The sequence below is a fragment of the Paraburkholderia sp. JPY465 genome, assembly GCF_050436725.1.
In the GTDB taxonomy this organism is placed as follows: Bacteria; Pseudomonadota; Gammaproteobacteria; order Burkholderiales; family Burkholderiaceae; genus Paraburkholderia; species Paraburkholderia youngii.
The window spans coordinates 1496542-1509362 of the sequence record NZ_JBNDMT010000006.1; the positions used below are offsets into that span (position 1 = coordinate 1496542).

The following is a 12821-nucleotide window of genomic DNA, read 5'->3' on the forward strand; positions in this document are numbered from 1 at the left end:
GCCTCACTCAATTCGAATGCGTGAGACCTGTATGGCGATTCTGTGGAACAACAAGCGTGGCGCGATCCGCTCACTGCTTCACCTGGCCGGCGCGCTGGCGCTGGCAACCTGCGGCGTGATGCCCGTGGCGCACGCGGCCGATCCTTACTGGGTCGGCGTGACCGGACCGCTGAGCGGCCAGGATGCGCAGTACGGCGAGCAATGGAAGCGCGGCTTCGATCTCGCGCTCGATCAGATCAACGGCAACGGCGGCATCAACGGCCATCCGCTCAGCTATCAGTTCGAGGACAGCCGCAGCGATCCGCGTCAGGCCGTAGCCATCGCACAGAAGTTCGCCGACGACAAGCGCATCCTGCTGGAACTGGGGGATCTGTCGAGCGGTGCGTCGATGGCCGCGTCGCCGGTGTATCAGCGCGCGGGTCTCGTGCAGTTCGGCTTTACGAATTCGCATCCCGACTTCACGAAAGGCGGCGACTATATGTGGAGTACCGCGATCAGCCAGGCCGAGGAACAGCCGCTGCTCGCGCACTATGTGACCAAAGGACTCGGCTTCAGGAAGATCGCCGTGCTCTATCTGAACACGGACTGGGGTCGCACCAGCAAGGACATCTTCGCAAAGGCCGCGAGCGCGGACGGCGCGCAGGTCGTCGCGGCCGAAGCGTATCAACAGAACGAGAAGGATTTTCGCGCGACGCTCACGCGCGTGCGAAGCGAACAGCCCGACTCAATCGTGCTGATCTCCTACTATTCCGACGGTGCCCAGATCGTTCGCCAGGCGCGAGCGGCCGGTGTGAGCACGCCGATCGCGGCGGTCGGCTCGGTGTATTCACCCAAATTCATCGATCTTGGCGGCCCTGCGGTGAACGGCGTCTACACCGAGTCGAACTTCTTCCCCGGCGATCCGCGTCCTGAAGTACAAAGCTTCGTGCAGCGCTACCGCGCCAGATACGGCGCCGATCCGGACACCTTTGCCGCGCGCGCCTACGACGCGATGATCCTGTCGGGCGAAGTGATTCGCCGCTACGGCGCGGATCGCGCGGCCGTGCGCGACGGCTTTGCGAAGATCAGCGATGTACCGAGCGTGATCTTCGGCAAGTTCAGGTTCGATCCGCAGACGCGCCGCGTGGCAGGCGCGAAGAATCTCGAACTCGTCGTGAAGGACGGCAAATTCGCTCTGTGGGATGGGGCGAGCGCCGTGCATACGCCATGACCGCCTGGTTCGACTACACGGTCAACGGCCTGATCGTCGGCAATATCTATGCGCTGCTCGCGGTCGGCCTCGCGCTGATCTTTGGCGTATCGCATCTGATCAATTTCGCTCACGGCTCGGTGTATATGGTGGGCGGCTTCATCGGCTGGCTATGTCTGACGCGGCTCGGCTTGCCGCTACCCGTGGCGCTGCTCGCGACGGTCGCGGGCTGCGCGCTGCTCGGCATCCTGATCGAACGGCTTGGCCTCAGGCCGCTGCAAGGCGCGGCCCGTATTGCGCCGCTGCTCGCCACCATAGGTATCAGCTTCGTGCTCGACCAGCTCGCGCAGATCGTGTTCGGGCCCGATCCACGTCCTGTGCCGAGTTCGCTGCCCGACTGGACGCTATCGCTTGGCGGGGCCGCCATCGGCTCGCTCGATCTGCTGATTGCGGCAATCGGCATCGGCGCGGCGGGCATGCTTTACCTGTTCCTGCGCTTCACGCGGCTCGGCTGGGCGGTGCGCGCGACCGCGCAGGATCGCGATGCCGCGCAGCAGATGGGTGTCAATGTGAATGCCGTGAATCAGGCCGTGTTTGCGATCGCCTGCGGGCTCGGCGGCCTGAGCGGCTTGCTCGTCGGCATGTACTACAACAGCATCGATCCGGCGATGGGCTTTCAGGCGACGTTGAAGGGCGTCGTCGCCTTGCTGATCGGCGGCCTGGGGAACGTGCCCGGCGCGATTGCCGGCAGCTTGCTGCTCGGTCTGGTCGAGAGCTATGGGGTCGCGTTGTTCGGCACCAGCTATCGCGACCTCTTCGCGTTCGTGCTGCTGCTGGTGTTTCTCGTTTGGCGGCCAAATGGTCTCTTCAGCGCCAGCCGCCGGTTGCCGCCTGAGCCGCTGACCGGCACGTTTCTGTCGAACCGCCGCGCGCTGCACGTTGCTCGTCGCACGATCGTGGCACTGGTGGCGTTCGCCTTCGTGCTGCCGCTCGTCGTGCCGTCGTCGTACGTGCTGCAGACGCTGACCAACGGCTGGATCTATGGGCTGTTGGCGCTCAGTCTGACGCTCGTCGCGGGCACGGTCGGGCAGATTTCATTAGGGCATGCGGCGCTGCTGCTGATCGGCGCTTATGCGTCGGCGCTGCTGTCCGTCAATCTGGGCTGGTCGCCGGCTTTGACGATTCCGCTCGCCGGCCTCATCACCGCGGCGATTGGCACGGTGCTGATTTACCCGTCGTTCAGGCTGCGCGGCCACTATGTGTCGATTGCGACGCTTGGCATTGGTGAAATCATCGGCCTCGTGGTGCTCAACTGGGACAGCCTGACGCGCGGTCCGGTGGGCATCACCGGCATTGCCCCGCTGTCGCTGTTCGGGTGGCAGTTGACGGGCGTGCGCGCCGTCTACTGGTTCACGCTCGCGGTGCTCGTGCTGCTCGCACTGCTGCAGGCGCGGCTCCTGAACTCGCACCTGGGCCGCACGTGGCGCGCGATCCGCGAGGACGACGTGGCGGCGCGCGCGTATGGCATCCGCCCCAATCGCTACAAGGCGATCGCGTTCGCCTGCGGCGGCCTCGCGGCTGGCATCGGCGGCGGGATCGCCGCCCACCTGTACAGCTATATCAACTATCAGACCTTTGACTCTCAAGTGTCGATCCTTGCGCTGACGATGGTCATTCTCGGCGGTCTCGGCAGCGTGATCGGTGCGGTCGCCGGTGCGGTGGCGCTGATCAGCCTGCCGGAACTGTTCCGTTTTGCCGCCGACTACCGGATGCTGATTTACGGCATGATTTTGTTGCTGCTCGTGCGCTTCCGGCCGCAAGGGCTGTTCGGTTCGGTATGACGGAGGCGACCATGACATCTTCTTTGCCACGCGGCACGGATATCCTGTTCGACGTGCGGCGCGTTACGCGCCGTTTCGGCGGTCTCGTGGCTGTCGACGAGGTGAGCCTGTCGGTTGCGCGCGGCGAATGCGTGAGCGTGATCGGTCCGAACGGCGCCGGCAAATCCACGCTGTTCAATCTGCTGTCCGGTATCGACGCGCCGGACGCCGGCGAGGTGAGATTCGCCGGCGAAGACGTGACCGGCATGGCGCCCGAGCAGCTTGCCGCGCGCGGCGTCGCCCGCACGTTCCAGCATGGACGGGTATTCGGCAATCTGAGCGTGCTCGATAACGTGCTGATCGGCGCGCACGCAAGGCTTGCGATGACGCGCTGCGGCTGGCCGGTGGTGGGGGCATTTGCGGAAGCGTTGCGCGCGCTGATCGGGCCTGCATCGGTACGTCGCGAAAACGCCGCGCTGCGTGAAGAAGTGACGACGCTGTTGGCCCGCTTCGGTACGCGCCTGTCGCCGCGACTCGATCAGCCGGCGCACAGCCTGTCCTATGCGAACCGCCGGCGTGTCGAGATAGCGCGTGCGCTAGCGCTGCGGCCGCGCATCCTTCTGCTCGACGAACCGACCGCCGGCATGAACGAGTCCGAAACCGCCGAAATGCTCGAACTGATACTCGAACTCAAGCGCGACGGGCTCACCATCCTGCTTATCGAACACAAGCTGGACCTGGTGATGCAGCTTTCCGATCGCGTGCTCGTGCTCGAAGACGGCCGCAAGATCGCTTCCGGCCTGCCGGCCGAGGTGCGCGAGGACCCCGCCGTGATCGAGGCCTACCTTGGACACCGTCAGGTCGGCGCGGCTGCCGGCCGCAACGAAACGGCGGCAGCATGAAGACATCAAATCTGCATCTGCTTGCGCCGAACCCATTAGCCTCCACACAAGCCGCCATGACCGAGCCGCTGCTGAAACTCGAACAGATCGACACGTTCTACGGACAGATCCAGGTGCACTTCGGCGTGAATCTCAGCATCGGGCGCGGCGAGATCGTCAGCCTGCTGGGCGGCAATGCGAGCGGCAAATCGACGGCGATGAAGGTGATTCTTGGACTGCACAAACCGCGAGCCGGCACCATCAGCTTCGACGGTAAGCCGTTGAACGGTCTGCCGACTTCGCAGATCGTGCGGCGAGGCATCGCTTCGGTGCCGGAGGCCCGGCGGCTTTTCGGCGACATGACCGTGCGCGAAAACTTGCTGATGGGCGCGTTCACGCGCAACGACCGCGCGGGCATCGGCGAGGACTACGAACGCATGCTCGAACTTTTTCCGCGCGTGAAAGAGCGGCTGACCCAACGGGCCGGCACGCTTTCCGGCGGTGAACAGCAGATGCTGGCGATGGCGCGCGCGTTGATGAGCCGCCCCGCGCCGGTCTGCATGGACGAGCCGACGATGGGCCTGTCGCCGTTATACGTCGACAAGGTGCTCGACCTGATCCAGACCATCAACCGGCAGGGCATCACGTTCTTCATGGTCGAGCAGAACGCGAGCCTCGCGCTGCAGATCGCGCATCGTGGCTACGTGCTGCAGACGGGGCGCATGGTGTTGTCCGGCACCGCGAGCGAATTGCTCGGCGACCAGCGCATTCGCGACGCTTATCTCGGCGGATCGCTGGCGGCGCAGACGGCGTCGTGAGCGGCGCCGGATCGCCTGGTGTTTCGCTCGCCGCGCGACGCTATCGATCGCGTCGGATCGACGGGTTTGCTACCAGTTCGATGATGGCGCCATGGGCGAGCGTACGCTCGAGGCGCCGCGCGGCGCCATCGACGTACGTCTCCAGGGCGACCGCGAAAACCCCTTCGCCGCGCGAGGCGAGGTGGTGCCGAAGGTCAGCGGCAAGACCTTCGGCTGGCGGACGGGTTTCGCGGGCCGGGCTTGCAAGCGTGAGCGTCGTCGCGCCAAGCGACAGGATCGCCAATGCGACGTCGTAACCAGGCAGCGGCGCGCGCTGCACGTCGGGTTCTCCGAGCAGCGCGCGATATCGTGCGAGGCTCGCATCCAGGTCGTGCACCGCGAGCGTAATGTTCGCGACGCCGTGCGCCCCGTTCGCATGATGGCGAACGTCGCCTTCGGCCACGCGCAGGTGGCGCGGCGTCACGTCGCCGCACAGGAACGGCAGATCCGCGCTCGACGGCTTGCCGATCTGCCATTCGAGGCGCTCGCCATCGGGACGCAGACGTCCGCCGGCTAGGGGGCCGTCGTAAGCGAGACCTCGTTCGCGTGCCGCGGCGATGGTGCTGGCAACCGATTGCGGCAGCAGCGCGTAGTCGACGAAACCATCTCCTATGCGACGGCTAGCGTCCCACCAGCGATGCTCCGGTGCGTCGCGCAGAAAGGCGATGAGTTCGACGTAGCTGCCATCGGCGAAACCGATCAGCGCGTTATGTGTGGCGCCGTCGGCGTGCGTGCCGCCGCGTTGCACGGTGAAGCCAAGCGTAGTGAAATCGGCGATGGTCTGCTCGAGATCCTGCACGCGGATCACGATGTGGTCGATTGAAAGAGACATGACGAGCGAGGTCCACAGTAGGGTGGTCCGAGTATGCGAAGCCTGCCGCCAAAACGCTAGTAATGGATTGTCGATTGCATAGCGCCGCAACTGGATTAGGCTCCGTCGCGCAAGATGCGATCGGACTGCTCGATGAGGAATCCGTCTTTCTTCGGTGGCGTGCTTTGCATATGCCGAACGATTGGTTCTTTTACTGCGACTGCGGCTTTATCGTAAGCGCTGCACGAGCGGCAAGCCGCTCGGTACTTTGACGCGGCCAACGTGACTCGGCCGAAGCACCAGGATATGAATTACATGGCACGGCTGAATCGACGCGACTTTCTGATTTCCTCAGGCGCTGCTCTCGCGGCCGCCGGCATGCCGGCACGCGTGTTCGCACAAGGCAGCGCAGCATCGGTGCCGAAGCGGGGCGGCACGCTGAATATGCTGATCAATCCGGAACCGCCAGTGCTGGTGTCGATCTTTCAGACCACCGGGCCCGCTCTGGTCGCGAGCTCCAAGGTGCTCGAAGGCTTGCTCGCATACGACTTCGATCTGCGTCCACGGCCGCAATTGGCAACCGCGTGGGCAGTCAGTCCTGACGGCTTGAAGTACAGCTTCACACTACGCGAGAACGTCAAATGGCATGACGGGCAGCCATTCACGTCGACGGACGTAGCGTTCTCGATCGAATTGTTGAAGACGGTGCATCCGCGCGGACGCAGCACTTTCGCCAATGTCACGCGCGTATCGACGCCGGACGCCCGGACCGCGGTGATCGAATTGTCGAAGCCGGCGCCCTATCTGTTGAAGGCACTGTCGGCCGGTGAATCCCCAATCGTTCCAAAGCATCTGTATGCGTCGGGCGATCCGCTGTCCAACCCGCACAATAACGCGCCAATCGGCACCGGGCCGTTTCGCTTCAAGTCGTGGACGCGCGGTGCCAGCATCGTCTATGAACGCAATCCGGACTACTGGGATGCCGGCAAACCGTACATCGACAGTCTCGTACTGAAGGTGATTCCCGACGCCGCCGCGCGATCCGCCGCGTTCGAGACAGGCGCGCTCGATCTGGGCGGCGAAAATCCAGTACCGCTCACCGATTTGCCGCGCCTCACTCAATTGCCGCAGCTGGTTGTCGAAACGCGCGGCTATCGGTTCCTCGAACCGCTGTCCGAGATCGACTTCAATCTGCAACATCCGATCCTCGGCGACCTGCGGGTGCGCCAGGCGATCGCGCATGCGATCAATCCGCAAGTGGTGCTGCGCACGGTCGCGTATGGCTACGCCGACTTGTCGCCGACACCGATCACGCCGGGCTCGCCCTATCACGACGGCAAACTCGCACCGTACCCGTTCGATACTGCCGCCGCCGAAAAGCTGCTCGACGCGGCCGGCTATCCGCGCAAGGCGGGCGGGGTGCGCTTCGGTCTCACGCATGATTTCCTGCCGTACGGCGACATGTACCGCCGCCAGGCCGATTACGTGAAATCGGCACTCTCTCGCGTTGGCATCGACGTGACAGTGCGCTCTCAGGACCTGCCCGCTTTTCTGAAGCGCGTGTATGCCGACCGCCAGTTCGATTTCACCAGCATCGGCGTCAATACGCTATTCGATCCGAGCGTCGGCGTGCAGCGGCTCTACTGGTCGCAGAACATTCGGCCGGGCGTGCCGTTCTCGAACGCGCCGCACTACAGCAATGCCGAGGTCGACCACCTGCTCGAGAGCGCCGCGATCGAAACCGACGAAAACAAACGCGTCGCGCTTTATCAACAATTCCAGCAGATCGTCTATCGCGAGCTGCCGATTCTCAACCTCGTCGCACCTCGCATGGTCACGCTCGCGAACCGGCGCGTTCACAACCATACCGTGTCCGCGCAAGGCCTCGAAGGCAATCTGGCCGACGTCTATCTGAGCGCATGACAGGAGCGACACGATGAGCAGGGGTTTGCGTTTTGCCGCGATCGCGCGGCGTACCGCGTGGCAGGCGCTACCGACGGTGATCGGTATCGTGATCCTGAACTTTTTCCTGCTGAAGCTGATGCCGGGCGACGCCGCGGATGTGCTGGCCGGCGAAGCCGGCTCGGCGACGGTGGAAACGATGCAGGTATTGCGCGCGAAGTTCGGCCTCGATCAACCGGTGCTGCACCAGTTGTGGTCGTACCTCGCTCATCTGTCGCACTTCAGTCTGGGCTATTCGCCGCGCTACGATATGCCGGTGATGCAACTGATCCTCTCGCGCCTGCCTAATACGCTGCTGCTGATGGGCGTCGCGCTATCGGTCGCGATCGTCGTGGGCGTAGTGCTCGGCGTGGTGATGGCGCATTGGGCCGGCAGATGGCCCGATCGCGTGCTGTCCGTCGTGGCTATGCTGTTCTACTCGACACCCGGCTTCTGGATCGGTCTGCTCGCGATCGTGCTGTTCTCGGTGCATCTGGGCTGGTTGCCGAGCGGCGGCAATATCACGCTCGGCGCGCAGCTTCACGGCGCCGCCTACGTGATCGATGCGCTGAAGCACGTGCTGCTGCCTGCCGCGACGCTGGCGACGTTCTTCATCGCGATCTACGCACGGCTTACGCGCGCGGCGATGCTCGAAGTGCAGCGCCAGGACTTCGTGCGTACCGCGCAGGCCAAGGGCTTGCATCCGTGGCGTGTGACGGTGCGGCATGTCCTGCGCAACGCGCTGATGCCGCTCACAACGATGGTCGGCATTCACTTTGGCACCTTGCTGGGTGGCGCCGCGGTGACCGAAACGGTGTTCAGTTGGCCAGGACTGGGCCGCCTCGCGCTCGATGCGGTGATGGCGCGTGATTTCAGCGTGCTGCTCGGCGTGCTGCTGCTGTCGTCGATGCTCGTGATCCTGGCGAATGTGCTGGTCGATCTTTTGCAGGCGTGGCTCGATCCGCGCGTCGCGTGATCGCACGCACCGGCGATTTCTCCCCCAAGGCATACATGGCTTCCGACTCTTCCAATCTGGTTTCCACGCCGCCCGAACCGCGTGCTTCCACATGGCGGCGTCAGCTTGGCGGCGCGCTATTCGGTTTCCGGCGCGACGGCGCGGCGACTGCCACGAACCACGCTCCGCACGGTGCGGCGGGGCTCGGCGTGTGGCGCGCGCTGCTGCGCAATCGCTCGGCGCTCGGGGGTTTCGCGCTGCTCGCGGCGTTCATCGCGCTTGCGCTGGGCGCGGGACATCTGTTTCCGGGCGATCCGCTCGATATGGTGGCGGCGCCGTTCGTATGGCCGGGCACCGATCCGCAATACTGGCTCGGCACGGATTCGCTCGGACGCGACGTGGCCGCCGGCATTGCGCACGGCGCGCGCGTGTCGCTGCTGATCGGCGCGAGCGCGGCCAGCATCGGGCTCGTGATCGGTACGCTGGTTGGCGCGACGGGAGGTTTCTTCGGCGGGGTGATCGACGATGTGCTGGTGCGCATTACCGAACTCTTTCAAACCGTGCCGTCTTTTCTGCTGGTCATCGTGATCGTCGCGATTGGTCATCCGAGCGTGACGATCATCGCGCTGGCGATCGGCATTGCGTCATGGCCCACCGTTGCGCGGATCGTGCGGGCCGAATTTCGCAGCCTGCGCCGTTCGGACTTCGTGCTTGCCGCGCGCAGCCAGGGCTTCAGCAACGCACGCATCATTTTTGGCGAGATTCTGCCGAACGCGTTGCCACCGGTGATCGTGACCGCGTCCGTGATGGTGGCGAGTGCGATCCTGATCGAGTCGTCGCTGTCGTTTCTCGGCATGGGAGACCCGAACGTGGTCAGCTGGGGCGGCATGATCGGCGCGGGCCGTGACTCGTTGCGTACCGCCTGGTATCTGACGGCCGTGCCAGGTGCCGCGATTGTTCTGGCGGTGCTCGCGCTGAACCTGCTCGGCGACGGTCTGAACGACGCGCTCAATCCGCGCCTGCGGGAACGAGCTTGAAGAGCCCGCGGCTCACGCGGCTCACAATGTAATCGAGGACGCTCTGTGGCAAACCTGCTTGAAGTACGCGATCTGCGCGTCAGTTTCGGCACGCACGAAGCGGTGCGCGGCCTGAGTTTCGACATCGCGCAAGGGGAGACGCTGGCGCTCGTCGGCGAATCCGGTTGCGGCAAATCGGCAACGGCGCTGTCGCTGATGCGTCTCGTGCCCGCGCCGGGACGCGTGACGGGTAGCTTGCGCTTCGATGGCCATGAGCTGCTCGACCTGTCGCCGCGCGAAATCCGCCAGGTCCGCGGCCAGCAGATTTCGATGATTTTCCAGGAGCCGATGACGTCGCTCAATCCGGTGCTGTCGATTGGCGCTCAGATCGTCGAGACCTTGCGTCAGCATGAAGATCTGTCGAAGGCGGCCGCGTTAAAGCGCGCCGTCGAATTGCTCGAACTCGTGCAGATCCCCGAGCCGCAACGCCGGGTGTTCGACTATCCCCACGAGTTGTCCGGCGGGCAGCGGCAGCGGGTGATGATCGCGATGGCGGTGGCATGCCGCCCGCGTCTGCTGATCGCGGATGAGCCGACCACGGCGCTCGACGTCACGATTCAGGCGCACATTCTCGAGCTGCTCGACGGTTTGCGGCGGGAGCTGTCGATGTCCTTGTTGCTGATCACCCACGACCTCGGCGTCGTCGCGAAGCATGCGGATCGCGTGGCCGTGATGCTGGCGGGCGAAAAAGTCGAAGAAGCGCCGGTCGCCCGGCTCTTCACGCAGCCGCAGCATCCTTACACGCGGGGTCTGCTGGGCGCGTCGCTGAATCTCGCGGACGATCTGCACTATCGCGGCTGGAAGCTGCCGGAAATCCGTCATGGCATCGCCGAAGACGGCGGGCCTTCCTTTACCGTGCTGCCGCGCTCGCCGCGCGCCGGGCTCCATGTGGCGGATGTCAAAGCGGACGCGCACAGCAATGCGTCATTGGAAGGCAACGCAGTGAGCGCCACGCCGTTGCTCGAATTGCAGGATCTGCGCGTCGACTATCCGCAGCGGCGCGGCCAACCCGCACTGCACGCGGTCGATGGCGTGTCGCTGACGATCGCGCGCGGCGAGACGGTCGGCCTGGTGGGCGAATCCGGCTGCGGGAAATCGACGCTGTCCAAAGCGATCCTGCGGCTCGTGCCGGCTACCGCGGGAGCAATCCGCCTGCGAGGCACCGATCTCGCGCCGCTGGGTGAACGCGAATTGCGGCCGTTGAGGCGCCATGTGCAAATGGTGTTTCAGGACCCGTATTCGTCGATCAATCCGCGCCGCACCGTGGCCGAGATTCTCGACACCGTGCTCGTGGTGAATCGGATCGGTAACGCCCAGCAGCGCCGCACACGCATCGCCGCGATGCTGGACCGCGTCGGCTTGCCCAGTTCGGCGCTCGGCCGCTATCCGCACGAATTCTCCGGCGGGCAGCGGCAGCGCATCGGCATTGCGCGGGCACTGGTCCTCGAACCGGATCTGCTGATCTGCGATGAACCGGTTTCCGCACTCGACGTGTCGATTCAGGCGCAGATTCTCAATCTGCTGGTCGATCTGAAGCGCGACCTCGGGCTCGCGTACCTGTTCATCTCGCATGACCTGTCCGTGGTGCGCTACATCGCCGACCGGGTGCATGTGATGCAGGCAGGTCGGATCGTCGAAAGCGGAGACCACCGCGATATCTGGCGTGCGCCGCAGCATCCCTACACCCGTACGTTGCTCGACGCGATTCCGGGCAAGACCTTCGACGACGCGCGGGCGGCTTGACCTCACCCGTCGCGCGATGGCGACGGCCTACGCCCCATATCCGGGCGGCACGACAAAACCGCCATACGCTTGTTCAAGCAAATGCGCGAACGCGATCGGCGTACGGTCTTCGAGCCACGGGCCAACGGCTTGCGCACTGACGGGCAAGCCGTCGTCATCGAGACCGAGCGGAAAGCTGGTGGCCGGCAACCCCGGCAGCACGGGCAGACCCGCCCAATGAAAGAAATCGAGGAAGCGCACGTCCCGCACGCCGTCGTCGAAGGCGACCGGATAGGTGCGCTCGTCTTTCGGCTCCTGATGGTTGTGACGGAACGCGGCGACCGGAGCGACCGGCGTGACGATCACGTCGAATGCTTTGAAAAGCCGCTCCCACTGGTGACGCAATGCATGGCGTTGCTCGTCGGCTTTGAGCCAGTCGCGGTGCGCGAGGTATGGCGCCCTCAGCCACGCGGCGTCGGCGCTCTCGTTAGCGGGGGCAAGCGCCGCGAGGCGTTGTCGAGCCGCTTCGCTCGGCACAGGCGGTTCGGCGAGCGACGAGCCGAGCAGCGTCCGGTACAGCGCATGCGCACGCACCAGATCGGGTAGGAGCCCCTGCGGCAGATCGGCGGGGCGGCTTACATACACGCCCTGCGTGCGCAACCGCTCGACCACGCGCTCGATCACGAGGCGCTCGGACAGGCTGCGTTGCGTGCCTGGCCATGTGTCGAGCACGAGCACCCGGAACTCGGCGAGCCGTGCGTGGCGCGCAGGTGGCAACGTGGCGCGCCATGCCTTGGACGTCAGCGGATCGCGGTTGAGCAGCAGATCCAGTGCGAGTTCGAGATCAGCCGCGCTGCGCGCGAGCGGGCCCGCCACGCTGAGATCGCGTGCGGACGCACGTCCTCTCGGCACACCGCTGCCGGCGAGCGACACGAGGCCGTAGCTCGGCTTATGGCCAAAAACGCCGGTGAAGTGCGCGGGAATGCGAATCGAGCCGCCGATATCCGAGCCCAGTTCGAGGGCGACATAGCCGGCCGCGAGCGCCGCCGCCGAGCCGCCCGACGATCCCCCGGGCGTCCTTTCCAGATCCCACGGATTGCGCGTCAGCCCGTAGACTTCGTTATAGCTTTGCAGATCTGCGAGACCGAGCGGCACGTTGGTCTTGCCAATGATCACCGCGCCCGCTTCACGCAACGCGGCGACGGCGAGCGAATCGCGTTCGGCGCGATTATCCGCGTAGGACGGGTTGCCGACACTAGTAACTAGCCCGGCAACATCGAACGATTCCTTCACTGTAATCGGCACGCCGAGCAGCGGCCGTCGCTCGCCACGCGTAAGCGCCGCGTCGGCTTCGCGGGCGGCGTTGCGCGCTGCGTCGAAGTCACGCGCGACCACGGCGTTCAATACGTCATCGAAGCGCGCGATGCGAGCGAGGCTGTGTTCCAGCAGGTCGACCGCGGAAACGCGGCCCTCGGCCAGCGCGTCGGCTTGTTGCTTCGCGCTCGCAAAGGTCAGCGCATTCAGTAGCGCGGATTTCGGGTCGTCCAGTTCTGGTGTGCTCATTGTTCG

Annotated in this window: 10 protein-coding genes; 8 read left to right on the top strand and 2 right to left on the bottom strand. The window is 64.9% G+C overall.

The features are described from left to right. The first annotated feature begins 31 nt into the window (after nucleotides 1-31). Genes QFZ94_RS40260 through QFZ94_RS40275 form a run of 4 tightly spaced genes read left to right on the top strand, consistent with a single transcriptional unit; the run spans nucleotide 32 to nucleotide 4708 of the window. A complete protein-coding gene (locus tag QFZ94_RS40260) occupies nucleotides 32-1210 on the top strand; it encodes an ABC transporter substrate-binding protein (protein ID WP_429463541.1) in 1179 nt (392 codons plus the stop codon). After that, entirely contained in the window at nucleotides 1207-3030 is a 1824-nt protein-coding gene (locus tag QFZ94_RS40265) for an ABC transporter permease (protein ID WP_429463543.1), read from the top strand. Before QFZ94_RS40260 ends, QFZ94_RS40265 begins: the two co-directional genes overlap by 4 nt. 11 nt (nucleotides 3031-3041) lie before the next feature. Continuing rightward, complete coding sequence (locus QFZ94_RS40270) at nucleotides 3042-3911, top strand: ABC transporter ATP-binding protein (RefSeq protein WP_429463545.1); 870 nt, start codon at nucleotides 3042-3044, stop codon at nucleotides 3909-3911. Continuing rightward, nucleotides 3908-4708: an ABC transporter ATP-binding protein gene (locus QFZ94_RS40275; RefSeq protein ID WP_429463547.1), complete on the top strand. Its 801-nt coding sequence runs from the start codon at nucleotides 3908-3910 to the stop codon at nucleotides 4706-4708. The genes QFZ94_RS40270 and QFZ94_RS40275 overlap by 4 nt, the downstream gene beginning before the upstream one ends. A 40-nt stretch (nucleotides 4709-4748) precedes the next feature. Here the strand turns inward: QFZ94_RS40275 and QFZ94_RS40280 are convergent, their stop codons facing one another. Then, the gene (locus QFZ94_RS40280) at nucleotides 4749-5579 is read right to left on the bottom strand and encodes a VOC family protein (protein WP_429463549.1); all 831 of its coding nucleotides are present in this window, start codon (nucleotides 5577-5579) and stop codon (nucleotides 4749-4751) included. Between the two features lie 294 nt (nucleotides 5580-5873). On the opposite strand from QFZ94_RS40280, the gene QFZ94_RS40285 reads away from it, so the two are divergent. From QFZ94_RS40285 to QFZ94_RS40300, 4 genes are read left to right on the top strand one after another with little or no spacing between them, the layout of a single operon-like run. Beyond that, complete coding sequence (locus tag QFZ94_RS40285; protein WP_410848454.1) at nucleotides 5874-7481, top strand: ABC transporter substrate-binding protein; 1608 nt, start codon at nucleotides 5874-5876, stop codon at nucleotides 7479-7481. A 13-nt stretch (nucleotides 7482-7494) separates the two neighbouring features. After that, the gene (locus QFZ94_RS40290; RefSeq protein ID WP_018436397.1) at nucleotides 7495-8475 is read left to right on the top strand and encodes an ABC transporter permease; all 981 of its coding nucleotides are present in this window, start codon (nucleotides 7495-7497) and stop codon (nucleotides 8473-8475) included. 35 nt (nucleotides 8476-8510) lie between these two features. Next, nucleotides 8511-9491: an ABC transporter permease gene (locus tag QFZ94_RS40295; RefSeq protein ID WP_429463552.1), complete on the top strand. Its 981-nt coding sequence runs from the start codon at nucleotides 8511-8513 to the stop codon at nucleotides 9489-9491. Nucleotides 9492-9536: 45 nt separating this feature from the next. Continuing rightward, nucleotides 9537-11273: an ABC transporter ATP-binding protein gene (locus QFZ94_RS40300; RefSeq protein WP_429463554.1), complete on the top strand. Its 1737-nt coding sequence runs from the start codon at nucleotides 9537-9539 to the stop codon at nucleotides 11271-11273. A 27-nt stretch (nucleotides 11274-11300) separates the two neighbouring features. Here the strand turns inward: QFZ94_RS40300 and QFZ94_RS40305 are convergent, their stop codons facing one another. Further along, nucleotides 11301-12815, bottom strand: a complete 1515-nt coding sequence (locus QFZ94_RS40305) for an amidase (RefSeq protein ID WP_368581565.1) — start codon at nucleotides 12813-12815, stop codon at nucleotides 11301-11303. Nucleotides 12816-12821: the final 6 nt, after the last annotated feature.